21 protein-coding genes and 3 tRNA genes are annotated in these 17,600 nt (G+C 39.3%); 12 read left to right on the plus strand and 12 right to left on the minus strand.

The window, feature by feature from the left end; genetic code table 11:
• Nucleotides 1–146: 146 nt before the first annotated feature.
• Nucleotides 147–219, minus strand: a tRNA-Lys gene (locus JWQ54_RS09105).
• A 113-nt stretch (nt 220–332) separates the two neighbouring features.
• Nucleotides 333–1,349, minus strand: a complete 1,017-nt coding sequence (locus JWQ54_RS09110) for a YCF48-related protein (RefSeq protein WP_299583393.1) — start codon at nt 1,347–1,349, stop codon at nt 333–335.
• Nucleotides 1,350–1,558: 209 nt separating this feature from the next.
• Between JWQ54_RS09110 and JWQ54_RS09115 the strand changes: the two genes are divergently transcribed.
• Nucleotides 1,559–1,642 (plus strand) — tRNA-Leu (locus JWQ54_RS09115).
• A 99-nt stretch (nt 1,643–1,741) separates the two neighbouring features.
• Nucleotides 1,742–1,825 (plus strand) — tRNA-Leu (locus tag JWQ54_RS09120).
• Nucleotides 1,826–1,867: 42 nt separating this feature from the next.
• On the opposite strand, the gene JWQ54_RS09125 is transcribed toward JWQ54_RS09120, so the two are convergent.
• Both JWQ54_RS09125 and JWQ54_RS09130 read right to left on the minus strand, forming a co-directional pair.
• Complete coding sequence (locus tag JWQ54_RS09125; protein WP_299583396.1) at nt 1,868–2,194, minus strand: hypothetical protein; 327 nt, start codon at nt 2,192–2,194, stop codon at nt 1,868–1,870.
• Between the two features lie 58 nt (nt 2,195–2,252).
• A complete protein-coding gene (locus JWQ54_RS09130) occupies nt 2,253–2,474 on the minus strand; it encodes a hypothetical protein (RefSeq protein ID WP_299583399.1) in 222 nt (73 codons plus the stop codon).
• Nucleotides 2,475–2,548: 74 nt separating this feature from the next.
• Between JWQ54_RS09130 and JWQ54_RS09135 the strand changes: the two genes are divergently transcribed.
• Nucleotides 2,549–3,604, plus strand: a complete 1,056-nt coding sequence (locus tag JWQ54_RS09135; RefSeq protein WP_299583402.1) for an acyltransferase — start codon at nt 2,549–2,551, stop codon at nt 3,602–3,604.
• Between the two features lie 201 nt (nt 3,605–3,805).
• On the opposite strand, the gene JWQ54_RS09140 is transcribed toward JWQ54_RS09135, so the two are convergent.
• From JWQ54_RS09140 to JWQ54_RS09160, 5 genes are all read right to left on the minus strand, one after another.
• On the minus strand, nt 3,806–4,633 hold the full coding sequence (locus JWQ54_RS09140) for a hypothetical protein (protein ID WP_299583405.1): 828 nt from the start codon (nt 4,631–4,633) through the stop codon (nt 3,806–3,808).
• A 2-nt stretch (nt 4,634–4,635) separates the two neighbouring features.
• Nucleotides 4,636–6,405 (minus strand): hypothetical protein, encoded by a 1,770-nt coding sequence (locus tag JWQ54_RS09145; RefSeq protein WP_299583408.1) that lies wholly within the window; start codon nt 6,403–6,405, stop codon nt 4,636–4,638.
• A gap of 440 nt (nt 6,406–6,845) precedes the next feature.
• Entirely contained in the window at nt 6,846–7,538 is a 693-nt protein-coding gene (locus JWQ54_RS09150; RefSeq protein WP_299583411.1) for a hypothetical protein, read from the minus strand.
• Nucleotides 7,539–7,801: 263 nt separating this feature from the next.
• Nucleotides 7,802–8,221, minus strand: coding sequence for a hypothetical protein (locus tag JWQ54_RS09155; protein WP_299583414.1), 420 nt, complete (start codon nt 8,219–8,221; stop codon nt 7,802–7,804).
• A gap of 93 nt (nt 8,222–8,314) precedes the next feature.
• Nucleotides 8,315–9,535, minus strand: coding sequence for a PBSX family phage terminase large subunit (locus JWQ54_RS09160; RefSeq protein WP_299583417.1), 1,221 nt, complete (start codon nt 9,533–9,535; stop codon nt 8,315–8,317).
• 57 nt (nt 9,536–9,592) lie between these two features.
• Here JWQ54_RS09160 and JWQ54_RS09165 point away from each other — a divergent pair, with 57 nt between their 5' ends.
• Both JWQ54_RS09165 and JWQ54_RS09170 read left to right on the plus strand, forming a co-directional pair.
• On the plus strand, nt 9,593–10,150 hold the full coding sequence (locus JWQ54_RS09165) for a hypothetical protein (protein ID WP_299583420.1): 558 nt from the start codon (nt 9,593–9,595) through the stop codon (nt 10,148–10,150).
• A gap of 65 nt (nt 10,151–10,215) precedes the next feature.
• Nucleotides 10,216–10,668 (plus strand): hypothetical protein, encoded by a 453-nt coding sequence (locus JWQ54_RS09170; protein ID WP_299583423.1) that lies wholly within the window; start codon nt 10,216–10,218, stop codon nt 10,666–10,668.
• Nucleotides 10,669–10,672: 4 nt separating this feature from the next.
• On the opposite strand, the gene JWQ54_RS09175 is transcribed toward JWQ54_RS09170, so the two are convergent.
• Nucleotides 10,673–11,134, minus strand: coding sequence for a terminase small subunit (locus tag JWQ54_RS09175; protein ID WP_299583426.1), 462 nt, complete (start codon nt 11,132–11,134; stop codon nt 10,673–10,675).
• Nucleotides 11,135–11,408: 274 nt separating this feature from the next.
• Between JWQ54_RS09175 and JWQ54_RS09180 the strand changes: the two genes are divergently transcribed.
• From JWQ54_RS09180 to JWQ54_RS09210, 7 genes are all read left to right on the plus strand, one after another.
• Nucleotides 11,409–12,002 (plus strand): hypothetical protein, encoded by a 594-nt coding sequence (locus JWQ54_RS09180; protein ID WP_299583429.1) that lies wholly within the window; start codon nt 11,409–11,411, stop codon nt 12,000–12,002.
• Nucleotides 12,003–12,270: 268 nt separating this feature from the next.
• The gene (locus JWQ54_RS09185; protein ID WP_299583432.1) at nt 12,271–12,564 is read left to right on the plus strand and encodes an RNA-binding protein; all 294 of its coding nucleotides are present in this window, start codon (nt 12,271–12,273) and stop codon (nt 12,562–12,564) included.
• Between the two features lie 147 nt (nt 12,565–12,711).
• Nucleotides 12,712–12,840, plus strand: coding sequence for a hypothetical protein (locus JWQ54_RS09190; protein ID WP_299583435.1), 129 nt, complete (start codon nt 12,712–12,714; stop codon nt 12,838–12,840).
• Between the two features lie 354 nt (nt 12,841–13,194).
• Nucleotides 13,195–13,890, plus strand: coding sequence for a type II CAAX endopeptidase family protein (locus JWQ54_RS09195; protein WP_299583438.1), 696 nt, complete (start codon nt 13,195–13,197; stop codon nt 13,888–13,890).
• Between the two features lie 123 nt (nt 13,891–14,013).
• Nucleotides 14,014–14,346 carry a hypothetical protein gene (locus JWQ54_RS09200; RefSeq protein WP_299583441.1) on the plus strand — a complete coding sequence of 111 codons (333 nt, stop codon included), beginning with the start codon at nt 14,014–14,016 and terminating at the stop codon, nt 14,344–14,346.
• Between the two features lie 12 nt (nt 14,347–14,358).
• Nucleotides 14,359–14,574: a hypothetical protein gene (locus JWQ54_RS09205; RefSeq protein WP_299583444.1), complete on the plus strand. Its 216-nt coding sequence runs from the start codon at nt 14,359–14,361 to the stop codon at nt 14,572–14,574.
• 156 nt (nt 14,575–14,730) lie between these two features.
• Nucleotides 14,731–15,303: a pentapeptide repeat-containing protein gene (locus JWQ54_RS09210; protein WP_299583447.1), complete on the plus strand. Its 573-nt coding sequence runs from the start codon at nt 14,731–14,733 to the stop codon at nt 15,301–15,303.
• Nucleotides 15,304–15,926: 623 nt separating this feature from the next.
• Here JWQ54_RS09210 and JWQ54_RS09215 read toward each other — a convergent pair.
• Nucleotides 15,927–16,838, minus strand: coding sequence for a hypothetical protein (locus JWQ54_RS09215; RefSeq protein WP_299583449.1), 912 nt, complete (start codon nt 16,836–16,838; stop codon nt 15,927–15,929).
• Nucleotides 16,838–17,584, minus strand: a complete 747-nt coding sequence (locus JWQ54_RS09220; protein ID WP_299583452.1) for a hypothetical protein — start codon at nt 17,582–17,584, stop codon at nt 16,838–16,840. Before JWQ54_RS09220 ends, JWQ54_RS09215 begins: the two co-directional genes overlap by 1 nt.
• Nucleotides 17,585–17,600: the final 16 nt, after the last annotated feature.

Below are 17,600 nucleotides of genomic sequence, written 5' to 3' on the forward strand. Positions count from 1 at the left end.
TAAAATTTATGCGAAACACTGCGAAACATACTCGAAACATTGTCCGATAAATGCCCTTAAAAACCTGTTTATAATTAGAAAAATTATTTTGCGAAACACAAAAACAGCCTTTAGATGTATCCAAAGGCTGTTTTTGGTGTGAGGAGTGATCCCGCTGGGATTCGAACCCAGGACCCCAACATTAAAAGTGTTATGCTCTACCAGCTGAGCTACGGAATCATACTTTAAGCGCTTCCGTTTAAAGTGGTGCAAATATAGGACTATTAGGCTATGGGTGCAAGCGTTATTTTAATTTATTTTTTAATGTTTTTAAGCGCTTCATTGCCAGCTTTCTACATTTTTAAAATGCCGATTTTACCGCCGTTGCCAGCTAATAAAATCAATTTTCCATATTTTGCCTTGCGACAAACGTTAAAACTGGTGTCATCAATTTTGGTCCATGTTTTGCCGCCATTGGTTGTAATATTGCTGCCGGGAGTGCCTGTCGAAAGAAAAATATCACCCATTATAAACTCAACACATGATTGAAAACCAGCAGGTTCTTTAACCGGGGGGCTTAAAAGTTTAAAGGGATGAATAGTATAGCTTACTGCAATTGAGTCTGTTTTTTTATCATTTGCGTAATCTCCGCCGATTAAAACATTATTTTTTTTGCCGATAGCTACCGAAAATGCCCCCTGGCTGGGTTTTCCATGGGTTATTGGGAAGTTTGCATAATCCCAAACGTTTTTATTTGAATATGACAATAATCGTGAACTGCTGCCGCCGGAAACTATAAATATTTTTCCGTCAATAACACGTAAACAAGTACCACTTGCCGCAAAAGAAGCCTCGTCTTTCAATGCATCAGGTAGATTTTTAAAAGGGTTCCAGGTTTCACCGCCATCATTAGTTTCGAGCAGTAAAAATTTGTTATTGATCGGGTCGCCTAATATTAAACCATGTTGTGGCTTGTCAAAATCCATTGCATCTAAAAAATAGTTTGTATCGGTATTTTGGTATTTTACCTGCCAGTTTGCACCTCCATCTGTAGTTTTTAAAACCAGTGCCGGTGTGCCAGAGCTCATGATAACTGCGCTTTTATCCGAAAAAGCTTCAATATCTCTGAAATCGGCTTTTTCAAATCCTTTTACCTGTTGCCACGCCCAGTTTTTTCCGCCATCACGCGTAATGGCGATGTATCCGCGACTACCACTGATCCAGGCAACGCTGTCGTCCACTACAGATAATCCGCGAATGCTGGTTGGTTTGCCTTGTTGCAATTGTACTATGCTTTGCGCTTTTAAAAAAGAGGTGATCAATAAAAAAAGTGATAAGAAACAAGATTGTAAAAGGCGGAATTTTTTCATTTTACCAGGATAAAGGATTGAATAGTTTACCCGAAATTAATTTTTACATCGCCAAGTTGCAACCAATTGCAGTTTTTTATATTTATAGAATGGCATTTTGCATTAAAAAATTATATTTGCATCGGTTAGAAGATGTGAGACGTGAGATATGAGTATTGAGATGAATAGTCTCCTTTCTCAAATCTAACATCTCAAATCTCTTTCGCAATGCCCGGATGGCGAAATTGGTAAACGTTGCGGTCTCAGAAGCCGTTGAGAATTGTCTCTTGAGAGTTCGAGTCTCTCTTCGGGCACATCCATTTTAGATTTGAGACATTAGATTTGAGATATGAGACTGGTTTATTACTATTAATCTCGCGTCTCAAATCTAACATCTCAAATCTTTTTTATATGCCCAGGTGGCGAAATTGGTAGACGCACCATCTTGAGGGGGTGGCATTCGTAAGGATGTGGCGGTTCGAATCCGCTCCTGGGCACACACTCCTGTTAAATTCAATTTTATATTTATTCCTTAAGAATTACCTTTTTTCAATGGCGCTTAACATAGCGGGATCTGCGGTTTTTATAGAGGATGAATTTGATGATGATACCTGGTTTGTTTTACTGGAAAATTCAATCTCATTAACCTCTTTTTGCAAAAGGGCCGCTTGATCTTCAAGTATTTTTATCCGGATGCCATTGATGCGTGACTCCGTTTCCTGAGCAGATTTAATAGTTTGAATATCTGTTTTAAGGCCAAAATAAGTTGTAATTACTGACGCTACAATGCTGGCTGTGCTAATGATTGTAACAACCACATTTTTTATTGTTATACCTTTTAATTGCCGGTTTTCTATAGCTGTCATGTTTTATATTTTTTAGGAGTTATTTGAAAGGAAAACCCTCTTCTTTGTTGATTTTGGTTTATTGGGCCGGAGAAATAGTTTTTGCTGCGGTAAAGAAGTTTTTGCCCAGGTATGATAAGCCGGCGGCTAAGGCCACACCGCCTATACTTTTCCAGTTGAAGGAAAGTGAGCCAGCCTGAACACTGGTTTCAATTGTGGCAATAACAGCGCTGCCAACAGCAACTAAAATACCTTTTGCCAGGTCTTTAATGTTTAGGGAGAATAGTGAAGAGGTTTTCATAATGGGAAATTGTTAGTTATTAATTTTTTTGCCATAGTCTAAATAAACTTTAAATTCGGTGTTTAAGGGGATGAATGGTAAAACTTGAAACAGCAATAAAGAGGAGCAATAATAATTTTGATCTAATAAGACTCATAGCGGCTTTAATGGTTGTATTCGGGCATTCATTCCAGCTATTCAGGAATGATGGGTATTCCGAACCAGTGAGCCATCATTTTCCGGATCTAAACTGTGGTGGTTTGGCCGTAGATATATTTTTCTTTTTAAGCGGGCTTTTTATTACAGCGAGCTTTGTAAATAGCCCAAGCAGGCAGGCATTTATCATAATGCGATTATTTCGGATCTGGCCAGCATTAATAGTATGCACCATTGTTACTGTATTTTTAGTTGGGCCTTTAGTGTCTAAATTAACCGTATTTCAATATTTTAATTCCAAAATTACCTGGAGTTATTTTTTTCGTAACATAACGCTTCAAAATGTCAGGTTTTTTCTCCCCGGTGTTTTTGATGCCAATCATGACCCACGCACCGTTAATGGCCCGCTTTGGACTTTACCGGTTGAAGTTGGATGTTATTTTTTGATATTCATTATGGGTATTATGCATGTTTTTAAGGAGAAATGGTTTACGGTTTTAATCTTTACTACGCTGACCCTGCTTTATGTGTTTAATTATGAGCAATTATTTATTTATTGGAACAAACCGGTTCCGTTTTTCTTTGCAGGCAGCCTGGCTTATATCCTGAGAAAACATATAGTAATTGATTATAAAATATGTTTAAGCCTGATAGCTTTAACATTCATTCATTATACCATTGTTTTACTTTACATAGTAATAATATATACTGTACTTGTTATAGGATCATCAGGCATTGTAAGAAAAATAAAATTACCCGCTGATTATTCTTACGGTATTTATATTTATGGTTGGTTAGCACAACAAGTGCTGTCTCACTATATTCCAACAATTACTTCATATAAAAGTTTACTGATAACTATTCCCGGTGTATTTTTATTAGCATCACTATCATGGCATTTTATTGAATATCCATTTTTGAAAATGGGTAAAGGAATCGTGGATAATCCACCTCCATTTGTTATGCTTTTTAAGCGTAAATTTTCGATTAAATAACAAAAAACTAATTACTTAAACTTAAAAAAAGAGATAACCGAATTGAATTATTAGGAGATAAAGCAGTGAGTTTAGGGGAGTAGAAGAGAATGTGTGCATTGGAATTGAGGTTTGCATTTTTTTATAAATGATTTTATTATCATGTTACTTTTGAGAAGCAAAGCACATGAAATATCTTAATTTTGTTAGATTTTCAATTAGTTATAGGTTTGTTATTGTTGATAATCCTCCATTGTAACATCCTATAATTCTATTCCTAGCGTTATCAAATACTGCTCCTGATAAGTTTGTACCCGTTACAATGTTGCCTATAGTGCCGAGTGTTGAGCCATTTAAAACGTATAGGTGGTTAGATGCTCCTGCTATCCTATTATGAGAAATTATGGGATCAAATGAAATATTAGAAGTGCCACTACCGACTGAACCCGTAGCGCTATAAGAAAAAGTGCTTGTGTCCATTGTTAATAAAGTGCCGCCATAACAACATATAATCAATCTCGTTATGTTTCCTGGGTCAATGGACAATCCAAAAATTCCAGAATTGCTTATGGTTATAAATGTAATTAATGCTCCTGTCGTTCCGTTTCTTACCTCTACAGAGTTATTACTATAGTTACAACAAAAGAATCTATTATTTGCAATATAGGGATCAAAAGTCATGTTCGAAATAAAAGTACTACCGAGTGAAAATGTACTCATAACAGACAGCGTTGCAGTATTTATTATTGTACCTTGACTCCCAACAGAGATCAATCTAGTAGTGTCAGCTGGATCAAAACCTAAGCCAATTCCGTTTACGCTTGGAATTGTAGCTAAAATTGAAAAGGTATTTATATCCATTACCAGCATAGGGCCTCCCGTATTTACAAAAAAACGGTTATTGGAAGCTATCGGATCAATAATTAATGTTTGAAAGTTATAATTTGGGATAGGATAGTTATTAATAACATTTGAGACTACATCTTTAATTTTAAAGAAATTATTTCCTGCTTTGAATATGTTTGTTCCTGATCTATATAAATGTGACATAGCTATACTGTTTGTATTGGTATTTTAAACCACAGAGTGGATGTTTTTTTAATGTATAAATTATTGGTTCCGAGTACTTGTTGTAAGGGTAGAGCAGATGAATAAGCTGCATTAAGCTGAATGCTTGTTTTATCTCCAGTAGTATCATCAATATCGGATAGGTATAGATCCAAAATATTACCAGCTCTAGCGGATCTTATCCATTGGTTGACACCTATGCAATCATATCTATAGTCGGTATCTAATGCATACTGCCCTGTTAAACCAATAACCGATGCCATTCCTGAACTAAAATCAGCAGTTGTCAAGTTAGACGGCGAAGTCAATTGATCTATTGCATCGTAATTTTTTTGAGCACCTGATGAAGTTATAGTTATTACTTTTTCACCACTTGTGACTGTTGGCAACACTCCAGAGACATTGCCTATAATTTGAAAGTTTGTGCTATCATATGCTAATAAATAAATACCGCTCGCCAAGATATCATTTGCCAATAATGTTGCTGTACTGTTCTTTTTAATGGACTTAGCTCCTAAGCCATTGAGATTTAAAGTCGCAGCTCCAGTATTTGCATTACTGAATTGTATTGAAAAGATTTGTGTATTCTCGTAAGTAGTTATTGCAGGAACTATTGTGGCTACGTACGAATCTGTGCCAGAAGCGATGGTAGTAGCCACTCCACTACCTCCGGATGACGGATTTACCCATCCTGTATCGTAGTTTGTGCCTGAGTTTTTAGCAAGTATTTGCCCCGTTGTTCCTCCTGATGGAATAGTTTTACTTATTAATGCCGTAATTTGTGCCTGCAGTTTTCCTAGCGCTCCTAAAATAGTATCGGTGGCAGTAATAGCAGTCGTGCTGCTAAAGCCTAACCCTGTTAAAACTGTTGCTAAAACTCTGGCTATTGTAAAATAAAGATTCGTGCTTCCCTCAGGTACAGCATCAGTACTGCCGGGAGATGCTACCAATTGGATATAAGTACTGCCACTCCAACGGTACTCGGCATTATCATTCAGCGTTATGTATATTTTGCCGGTTTCTCCTGTAGCTGGCAACGCAGCGTAATTGGTAAACTCTGAAACATCGTCAACATAGCCGGGTAGCTGTGCTGCAGCTACTTTGCCGGAGCCATCCAACCCTGCATAGCCGTTTGCTATGTTTTTGCTTGCGGCATTTTCAGCAATATAACCTAAACTGTTTTGTTTGGTGGCCAAAACAGCGGCCAGGCTTGTATTGTCTGCCGGATTGCCGGAAAGATTTTCAAATGAGTTGTCCTGCCAATCGGTATTAAAATCGATGCCATCAACCTTTACCAGTACCTGGCCTGCTGCGCCGCTGTTTGCAACACCTGCTCCTAAAAAGGATACCCCATCCCCCCAAACACCAGCCGTTTTGGGCCCAAAAATGATATAGTTAGAAGTGTTGATGTAAAAATTTCCATTAACCCCCGTGGTGCTGTTTGATGGATTGATGGTTCCGGACAGCACGGTGTTCCCGTTTGTGCCATTAGCTCCGTTTGTTCCAGCAGTTCCCTGCGGGCCTTGAGGCCCGGTTGCCATGGAGAAAACCTGGGACCAGCTTCCGAGTGATTTTTTATAAAAGATCCCGGTCAGGGTATTGATATAGCTATCCAGGTTTTTGCCTGTTGCTGATGCCGGCAAACCGGCGCCGTAAAGTAAAGTTCCATCGGCGGCATTGGCAGCCGGAAGGGTGTAAACTACGGTCCAGGTGCCGGCCACTTTTTGTGCAAAGGATCCGGCTGTTGTGCTCATTGGCAGTGCCATAAATAAATGTTGGCGAACCGGTGAGCGTTTGCACTACGGCTTCTATTTGGTTACGGATGGGCATTTGGGATTAGAGATTAAAGGTTAGTTGATTAGAGATTAGTTGGGTTAGTCCATGCGTCATTGCGAGGAACGAAGCAAACTTTGAGCTATGCAGATCAAGAAGCATTAATATTGTGGCGACCGAACTGCGGCTGAAAGGCCCCATCGGCATTACTGTTCATTGATTGTCCTTAGTAAAGGTTGCTTCGTTCCTCGCAATGACGGGGTGGTGAGTTTGATTTTCAATTATTGCGCCTGTAAAAGCTCTGAATATTTTTTTTGATACTCAGCTTCCGTTTTATTCAATAGCAGCTTGGTTAGTACACGTTCATAGGGCATGTTTAAGATTAGTGCCCATTTGGTAATATCGCCACCGGCAAGAGAGTTTACTGTATTGATGTATTTAAACTTTTCAAACGTTTGGATGCCCGCCCTGCGCTCCAAAGCTGATGGAGCCGATGAAAGAAGCCGGTTCTCGTCTTCGACAAGGCGGGATAAAAGGTAAAAAAATGCTTGGCTACGGGCAGCGCCTCCGTTACCCTAAGTTGTTTTATTTCGCTGGTAAATTCTTCGGCTTCATATTCGTTGTAGGGTTTGCCGGTGGCCCTGCAGTAAAAGTAGTGGGCAAGCACCTGGCAACAGGCTTTTAAGGATGGATTAAAGGTTTGCTGCCAGCCCTCATCGCCATAAAGCTTAATATGCTCACTTATCTCATCGCCAATAATTTCGCGGGCGGCCATAAAGGCCCCGGCAGGTTCAACAGACAGGTTGTTCATCACGTTTACGGTTTTGCCTGTTACAAATGTTATTTTTTTGGGGATGGCATCACTGTTGTATAAATATTTTATTTGGTGCGATAAGGACAATACAGCTTCGCCAAATATTGCGAAATCATCCATGCTTTGTACATTTTGCAATTGCTGAACAGGAATGCCCGATAAAATGCTGATGGCTTCCAGATCATACAATGCTGGGTTTTCCTGCAGGGCTATCATCTGGCCCAGGGTAACTTCATCCAGTTTATCAGGAATTTGAAACCTGAGTTTGCCGGTGGTTGTTTTTAGTGTTTTTTGTATCATTTTGATTTCGGAATTCGGATGTTGGATTTTTCGTGTTATATTGTTTTTTAACGGCTCTCAAGAAGGCTACGCCGTTTCGGATTGGGTTGATTTGAATGGATAATTTTTAAGAGGAGAGGCTGTAACTATATTTTCTTGAACTAGAAAGAAGATGGCCTTTAGCTTGCAAAACGCAGGTAAATCGTCATGTTTAATATTGTGTAATTCTGCCGTCCCATGAAATTCTTAATAATTGATAAACTTTTTTTTTGTTAATTACATGCTTAATATCCACTTGGGAGCACGCCTTCTAAAGCGATAAAAAACGCCACTAATCCAGCTACCAATACTATAGTAGCGGTCGGGTTTGGTTTTCTTCTCTCCTTATTTATGCCGTGTGATTCCCATTTTGTAACATTTCCATTCCCATCAAATGTGAATTTTACAAAACGATCATATTGGCTAAATTGAGTTACATTGTTAGTTTCGAAAGTTGAATTGGTAGAAATACCATTATAATTATAAAGCCATTCTTCTGTTCCTTCGCTTTGTCGTTTTTCAGCAGGCCGGCCAAAATCTTTAGTCACCTGTGATTTTGTGGTGTAGCGCTGCATTACTTGTTTGTGCGAGTAGAGCACCATGGTACAACTACACATAGAAAAGATACCTATAAGGGCAATAAAGCCGAGCAATGCTTTTTTCATGTGAATGATTTTTATTCTAATGTACGTAAATTATTGATAATCAAAAGTTTATTCATGGAAATTGCTATCGTTTTTTATTAAACAGGTGGTCAGTTACAATAACATGCCCATCTCCCTAAAAGCTACATGTTTATCGGGCCGCGGGGCCAGCCAGCTGTTTCGTTTTATCCTGCCTGCCGATCTTAACTTATTCAGGGCCACATAACGCAGTGGATCAATCAAGTGGTTCCATGAGTCTACCGGTTCATTAAGGGTACGGCCTGTGCGATCGGTTCGCCATTTGTAGCGGCCAAGTTCGTTGCGGAGGTTTACGCTTTGGCGGGTTACGTTTATTTTGTAGCGCTTTAAAATATCAATAGAGTTATTAACACTGTCGGCGCCTTTTTTTGCACCTGCTATTTTCCAGCCAAGGCGCCTCAGTTCTTCAATTGATTTTGGTTCGGCGCTGTCGGCAATTATATCAATATGCTGGCCTATGCCTAAGTCAATTAAACGCGCCGAAATATCGGTATTAGTAAGGCCGGTATTATATAATTTTTCATCAACCCAAAGCTCACCGTTTTGCTTGTATACCATTACAAAGCCGGTTTCATCATTGGTAAAACCAAAATCGAGCCCGGCAGCTACGAGCTTTGCACCGGCCGGAATCTCCTCGCATATAAACCAGTTGTTAAATATCAGCCCGGTTATTTTGCCGGTAAGGCCGCGGGCATAAACGCGCCACTGTTCAAGATCCTGATCTTTCAGCGCTTCAATTTTTTCTTTTGTTTGGGCTGATAAAAAAGGATTGTGCCTGTGGTCGGATATAATAAGCTGTACATTTGGCTTGCCTATTAGGTAATCATGCACCCAAAAGGCGCTGTTTGGATTATAATCTATAAAGATCTTTTGTTTGGTGCGCAAGGCCAGCTCGGTATAAACATCATAGCTAATGCCGTTAGCTTCGTTTACAAACAAAAAATCACGTTTCCCTGATTTCGCATCCTGGGCATTATCATAGCTTTTAAATTCGAGGATTGTTCCATTATGAAACTCAAAGATCCTATCGGTTTTGTTATAGCTTTTTACCAAATTTTGCAAGCCGGCCCATCCGTAATAAATACTCTGCGCATCGCGCAGGGCACCGGCTTTAAGGTTGGGGATGTCTTGTCCAACTACTGTTATAACCAACTTTTCGGCCTCACAGGCGAGGCAAAAGAGCACCTGGGTGATGGCAAAGGTCTTACCTGAACTTGTGCCACCTTGATTAATAACAATATGATTATCAGTATAATAATTTTGACGGAAGAGCACTGATGCTTTTTGTGGGATCATTTTTTAATGTCGGATTATTTTTATATTTGTTACCTAAAACCTGCTAAACCTGCTGCTATGCAACGTATTCACTTTTTATTAATGGCCATTTTTATATGCTTTTTGTGTGCCTGCGGTAACAAAAGCGGCAATAAGCCAGCTAATTTGCAGCTGGTGATGATTATCGGTAAATGGAATCTTCAAAAGCAAAGTGATGAAGTATACATTGACGGGGCCTTAAAATCAGACACAACAATGCTGGCATCGAACAAAACCCTTAGCTATGCACAATTTGATGCCGATGGTAAATTTAGCTCAATAAGCTTTTACAATTCAGGCGGCATTGGCAGCACATCATTAGGCAATGTTATAGCTGTTGATAGTTTAAGCGGTACATACAGTTTTGCAGGACCGGGCTTTAAGCTTTCATCTGCAGGCCTGGGTGGTTTTGGCGTTGGTACTATAAATTTCATTACAGGCCCTGTTCCTGTAATTCACCTGGTATCACAATCGGCACAAATAGTACAATTAACGGCATCGTTATTAACCTTACATATGGAATATACCACCACCCAAACCCTTAATGCCGATGTGAAAAATTATAAATATGTGCTGGATTATTATTACACCAAATAATTATTAAAAGATAGCATCTGGCTTATAAAAACAATTGGTACATTTAACTTACCAATTGTGAAGCAATGAAATACAAACACATACTGTTAATTTTACCCGTATTGTTTGTGTGTATACAAGCATGCAAAAAAGTGGCTGCCCCGCCGGAGGCAAAAGTGACCGTTGTAGGAAAGTGGTTTATAATCAAACATGATCTTAAATTAATAAAGGATGGTGTGCAGATTGGCGAAACAATAAAAACCGACTACACTGCCGACGATTTTGCGCAATTTTATAAGGATGGTACCGGTTACCAATCCGCTAAAGGAACAGCAAACTCGCCCAGTCTTACCATATTTCATTATACGCTTAAAGATAGTAGTATAACGCTGTACATTAATGGTAACCCGGGTGTTGTTGAAACCATCACCAGGCTTACCGAAACCGGGTTTGCCGTACATTTCGAAAGCCAGGTTATTGATCCGAATAATCCCACCCAAATTTATACCGGGATAGAGGAGTATGAATTTAAAAGGTGAGCTTTTATAATATAACTTCTTTTTCGCTTTCGGCAGGCTTTGGGCCCGATTCAAGGATCTCCACCTTAATAGTTTTAGGCTGCTGTTCTGTTGGTTTAATATCGTTGCGCTCATTCCACCCCATGTTTTTTAGGGCGAATATGGCTCCGGCAGCTGATTGGGCATGGAGCTTTTTCTCATACGATGCCTCAATACGCAGGTGCCCCCATTTAAGCGCTTCGGCAAATTTGCCATTTTCCATATAATTGTCAAATGCCCTGATGCTGTTAAAGCCTAAAAAAAGTGCAAGATCGGCAAGAGTAGCAGGCTCCGGATTGCGGTCCCAAACTTTTTGAGTAGGTGCGGGCAGATCCTTAGCTTCTTTTCCGGGTTTGTTTTCCAGGTGATACTCGCCTTCAATAAGATTAAAATAAGCATCAATGCGGGCGATAAGACTTTTCTCATCGCTAAAACATGGTTGAAACATCAGGTTTATGATTTAAATGCCATTTGGCATAGTACAGATGTAAAGGTAGGAATTTTTAAATTAAAATGCAAATATTTTTAGCAAAATAATTAAAGGGATTCTATTTTTATTTTTTAGATAAAAAGGCCGAATGACAAATAAATTATCCCTGTTTCGGTATTGTTACGATTTTAGGTTAAAAAAAGTTAAATTGTTTATTAAATTTGACATGCAGGCAACTTTAGATGTTTTATCTTCGTTTTTTATTTAGTAGATTTAATTAATAATTTAAAACATGTGCAACAAGAGGTTTACCTACCTTTTATTTTTCATAACAATAGCTTTTATGGCGGTGCTTTCATCATGCCAGAAGGATAGTGATGTGAAAGAAAACAGCGCATTAAAAGCCAGTATTGCTGCAGATAGTGCTGCCATTTCATCGCCCGGTAATTTTCTGGCAGCAGCAGGTACGCTATCTTTAACAATTAAAGATTCAACCTATGTGTTTGATGCATCAAAAGATTCAATAGCATTTATTAATGTGCATGATGATAATGATAATACCAAACGTTATTATGGCATTACAGCTATAAATAAAGAACATACCATGAGTTTTGGCATCAGTTCATCGGGCTATGTGCATAATGATAAAAGCGGGGATATAGCAGGCAGCCAGTTTTTGCTGCTCCCCGGGTATAAAAAGCCAGGCTTTCAGTTTTCATTGAGCAAATATTCAGGGCAAAAAGAATTTGGGAACATTTACATTGACAAATACAACCAGGATAGCGTACTTGCCAAAGGTACATTCCATACATTTTTAGCTAGCGACGATAAGGCAAACGCCCCGTTTTATAAAGTTGAGGGTAGTTTTGATCTGAAGCTGAAGTAAAGTGAGTCAGTAAAGTCGGAAAAGTCCGAAAGTCAGTAAAGACGGAGGCAAGGTATCACATCATAAAAAAGTTACTCATAACATACAACTTCCAGAACTTTACGACTATCATATTTTTTACTTTCGGACTTTTCCGACTTTCCGGACTTTCGGACTTCTCCAAAACATCATCGCAACGTAATAAAACCCCATCGCTTTTAACCTTTCGTTATTCACCGCCCTAAATACGACCTTTTTTGCGTATATTTGTGCAAATTTAAAAACATTGATGAAAGTATTTATTGCAGGCTTGCCACTTGAAGTGGATGAGGCCGAGTTAACTGCTGTGTTTGGTGATTTTGGGCCGGTTAGATCGCTCAGAATAATTAAAGACCGCGAAACAAAAGAGAGTAAAGGTTTTGGTTTTGTAGAAATGGCTAATGATGACGAAGCAAAGGAGGCGATTAGGTGCATGAATGGAGCAAGTTATTATGGCCGCCGGATCACGGTTAACGTTGCCGAGGACAAAGGTCCGGGTTTTAACGCTGGCGGTGGTAACAAAGGTGGTTTTAGACGCAATTAATTGCCAATAGTAATATTCTTTTTTATTGAGAAAGCTCTCCGATGGTTCGGGGAGCTTTTTTTTTGCGCGCTGCTTATCCGGAGGGGAATGATTGGATTTTGTGATTTTAAAATTGTTATATTGTATAGATCAATAGCCATACTCACTATGACAACCCTAACTATTGAAATCCCTGACAATAAAAAGTCCTCTTTTTTGGAGGTTATAAAAAAAGCTGTTGCTGAAATCTTAGATATTGAAACCGATGATTTAAGCGAAGCTGAATTTAACTTTTAAAGGAGTCGCACAAAGAAGTATTGGTGATACGGGATAGCAAAATAAAGTCTACACCTGAATCTGAATTGTGGAATGATTAATATTATTGTTTAACACTTCGCTCCTGACCCCAAAAAGGGGGAATGATTGTTGTAAATTATTTAGCAGCAGTTGTATCCCTTTTACTTTACAGACTCCAGTATAGTGAAGGCACTTCAAAAGGTATTTTTATTAACCATTGAGCTGTACCAGGCGGACCGTGCAAACAGGGCTAAAAACTTAAAGGTTTCGTAAAAACATTATTAGTTGCTTTAACCATTCTGCATAAATTATTATACTTTTAGCCTAAACAACCTCAACCCTCCACTATTATAAATGGATGCCATTAGTCTTAAACGAAGTAACACAATTTTAATAATTGGGGTACTCATTGCCTTTTTATATTACCCTTCAATTGGTTTTATAACATTCAGGGGAACCGGCTATACCGTAAACACACTTTTTATTTCAAGGTTATTTATCTGGCTTGAAGTGGCCATACTATATTTTTATGCTACAAAAGTTGAACAGAACGATTTTTTACTGTGGCCCGAAAAAAAAGAAACATTTTGGTTTTATCCTGCTTCGTTTGGTGCCTTGTACCTGTTAACAATTGGGGCGGGCATAGCTTCAAACATACCTTTATTATTTGGGCATCATGATAACCGGCAAATAATGCTGCACATGGTGGCTGTGCTGAATAAAAGCTGGCCCCTGCTTATTTTTGCCGCACTAACCGCCGGGTTTACCGAAGAACTAATCTTCAGGGGATATCTTGTGCCAAGGCTCGAGATGCTCTTTAAAAACAAACATATGCCGGTAATTACCTCATCATTAATGTTTGGGCTTATCCATTTCAGGTATCAAAGCTATTCAGAAGTAATTTTTACTACTTTAGTTGGTGTGGTATTTGCCATTCATTACCAATGGTACCGCAATATTAAGATCCTCATTTTCACCCATGCATGTATTGACCTGGTCTCTTTTTTAGTATTCAGGCTTGCATTGGCTTATCATCTTCCCTTAAAATAATTCCTGCATCAAATAATTTCGGGTTGCGCTGAGTGGTCGAATATGCAATTGAGCCACTGGTAGTTACGCCCAATTTGTCATTTTTTAAAACAATTTCCCATTTACTCTGCTTAAATTTGCAGTATGAAACCCGGGGATAAGGTAATTTGCATAAACGATAAGATAGATCCTGACAAAAGTGCGGAGATCCGCCAGGATTTTGAGATCTGGATAACGCGGGATAAGGAATATACCATCCGCGAAATACTGGATAATGGCGGCATAGTTACCGGTGTGCTGCTTGAGGAAGTGCACAATTTTCCTAAATTTTTTAAGTTGATAAACCGTTACCAGGAGCCTGCTTTTGCCATGTGGCGTTTTCGCAAGCTGCAATATGCAAGTAAACCTGCCGAAGAAGAAAGCGCTGTGGAAGAGCTGGTGAAAGAAGCTAAAGAACTGGTTAAGATTGAACGATAAACCTTTGATACTATGGAACAGAAATTTGTTTTAGGCGATGTAGTAGTAATGGTTGCTGATGGTCCCAAAATGGCCGTTGAAGGCTACGTTGTAAATGAAGACATAAAAACCGGTGCACTTACCGAAAGTGACGAGCTGGTTAACGTGGTTTACTACACCGGCGAAAAATTTAAACGTGATACCTTTCACCAGGATCTGTTATTGTTTATTGATGAGGTGGAAGAGTAGACGAGGAAGTCGATAGTCCATAGTCGATAGACCATAGAAGGAATTGGAATAATGTTACTATATACCCTGACATTCAGATGCCCTTGAAATTAAAACAACCATCTTAAACCATGGTCTATGGTCCATCGGCTATGGACAATAAAATACCTAATCCAAATGAACGCCCTCGTACACGACGATAAAACCTTTGACGAAATAAGCTATGCCGGCACAACTGTAAACGGCAAGGAGTTTAATGGCTGCATCTTTAAAAAATGCGATTTCAGCAATAGCAACTTCGGTAACAATAAATTTATCGACTGTGTTTTTGATGGCTGCAACCTGTCGGTTATGAAACTTATCAAAACCACTTTAAGCAGTGTTGAATTTAAGAACTGCAAAATTCTGGGCGTAAACTTTACCGAGTGCGTTGATTTTTTGTTCAGTGTTGGCTTTGATGGCTGCATATTAGACTATTCGTCGTTTATGCTTAAAAAAATGCTGAAAACCAAATTCAGCAAATCGACCTTAAAAGAAGTAACCTTTACCCAGGCCAACCTCGCCGGCTCCGTATTTGATGACTGTGACCTTAACGGCGCCATATTTAACCGTACAGATATCAGCAGCGCCAACTTCATCACCGCCTATAATTATGATATTGACCCCGAGATAAACCTCATTAAAAAAGCCAGTTTTTCGGCACAGGGCATTCATGGGCTGCTGAATAAGTACCAGTTGAAGATAGTTTAGCTTACAGCATTATAATGTTTTATAATGATAAGCATTGCCATAAGCAGCGATGCCAGTAAAGCCATTGCAAACCATGGGTTGGGGTGTTTAATTAAGTTCATATTGTTGTGGTTTAAAAATGAGGATTTATAACTTTAGTGCTTATAAACTATCGCAATGAATTTTCTACTCCGGCTTAAAGCGTGGCAAATGTTTCTTGTGCATATTTTGCCTTATTTATTTTCAATCTATTTCAGCCATACGCACATTGGGTTATCCTTATACTTTTTTTTAATGTTATACATGAGCTGGATATACGCCATTGGAGTTAAGATGAATGCATTGATGCCTGTTAAAATAAGGCCCGGGGTTATGTCATTTAGGATTCATTGTATACTATTAGTAATTGTTGCGGTATTTATGTATAATGATTTACATTATTTAGTAAGTCTAACTGGTGGCCACCGTTATGAATTAGTTGTTATTATTGCTTTTACATTAATCTATTTTTACCTATTGTTTTCAGTTTGGATGTTTGCATCCCGTATGCTCGAATCAATGGTTAAAGGTTATTTTGTTAACCGGAGCGATGCTTTAAAGAGTTTCTTCTACTTTTGGATCTTCTTTTATGGTGTATGGTATATTCAACCCGCTGTGCAAAGGGTGCTTGCCAAATGCGAGCTAAATAATTCAGAACCAGACTTTCCAGCTAAAAACACTTCCCGTTTTTCTTCTATTACCCTATCCAAATCCCCGTCCTCCAAAACAATGTTATTTAAAAAGGCATCCAGCGCCAGCTTTTTGGCACGCATTTTAACAAGCGTGAGCTGCTCTTCGTTAACAGGGGTATGTTCTGTAATAGCGTTGGTGTACGCTTCAATTTCCTTTTTAATAGCGGTGCGTTCAATATAGGGCGAAATGATCAGCTTGTATTTGAGTTCAGCTATCAGCTCGCGGGTGGCATCGGCCATTATATCATATTTTTCATTGGGAGTAAAATGCAGCAGGTTTAGCCTGTCTAAAAAATTATAAACCGAGCTTGAAATGCCGGAGATGTCCTTTTTCTCCTTTTTGCGCTGCATGGCGTACATTGCGTTGTTTTTAGCGGTAGCAAATTGTGTTTGCAGATCAGGCACCGGTTTGGGCACATCGTTTGCAGGGAGCGCCTTAACCATGCCCGTGCGCCTGGCCGACAGCAGGTACTGTTCAATAAACCGCAAAAAGGTTACCACGCTAAGTCCGTAAAACTCACCAAACTTGCCACGGATGCCCAGCGCAATAGCCTCCGGGATCTCATTTAAACGGATAGAGGGATGGTATTTAATAATGTTATCCGCAAGCTCATTCACCAGGTACTCGCGGTCGGCCTCGCTAATCTCTTTCACGTTCATATCGGCAAAGGCGCGGGCAACGCTCATTAAAACAATGTTAAACAAGTCGCGTTTAGGGAGCTGCACAACCATTTCCTGCTTCAGTATTGCCCAGCCGCCGGTTACCGGCTCTGCGTTTTTAATAGTAACCGTTCTTTCTAATCTTTTATCTGTAAGCTCTCCCATTACACCGCCTCCCTCATTTTAACATCTGCAAACTTCATCGCTACGGCAACGCCCCTTAACGGCTGCTCTTTGGCCGACCGGCCGGAACTTTCTTTTTTAGCGCAACTTTTTTCTTTTTGCCCTGCTGCAAGGTATTTAGGGAGCCAGTAATAAAAGTTTCGGGCTATTTCTTCAATAGTTTTGTTGTTAAGATCGCCAAGATCAATTTTTGAATCGTAGAAAGTTTTGAACAGTGTAAGCATGCCGGTATTATCCAGGCCGAAACGGTCTTTGAGCATGCGGTTATTTTTTGTTTCCACATAAAAAGCAAAAGCCTGATCACAGCTAATTGCTACTACTTGTTTTGGTTTTGGTTTATTGTTTTTATTTAGCGGATCATTATCTGTAACAAAACCCGGATCACTACCCGGCTCAGTACCTGCGTAATTGTTAGTGGTAACAGGTTGATTTCTATCCCGGTAGGCATGTTCAAGATCGGTTAATTTATAGGTTACGTTTGGTGTGCCATTTATCGAGCGGAAATTTAAGATGCCCGCCTTTTTTAGTTTGCTGCGCGATCTGAAAAATGTGGCCCTTGACAGGTGCAGATCAGCCATTACTTTGGCATTGTTGCGTTTAAAAGGATTTACCCAGTTAGTGCTGTTGCAAACCTCTAACAGGTAAAAGTACAACGCAGTATCGGTACTGTTCAGGGCATGCATTTCGTGTTGCAGCCAAAAGCCTTTTATTTGTGTGATGTAGTTCATGTGTATTTCGAATTTT

Origin of the sequence: Mucilaginibacter sp., assembly GCF_028288225.1 — a bacterium.
Lineage (GTDB): Bacteria > Bacteroidota > Bacteroidia > Sphingobacteriales > Sphingobacteriaceae > Mucilaginibacter.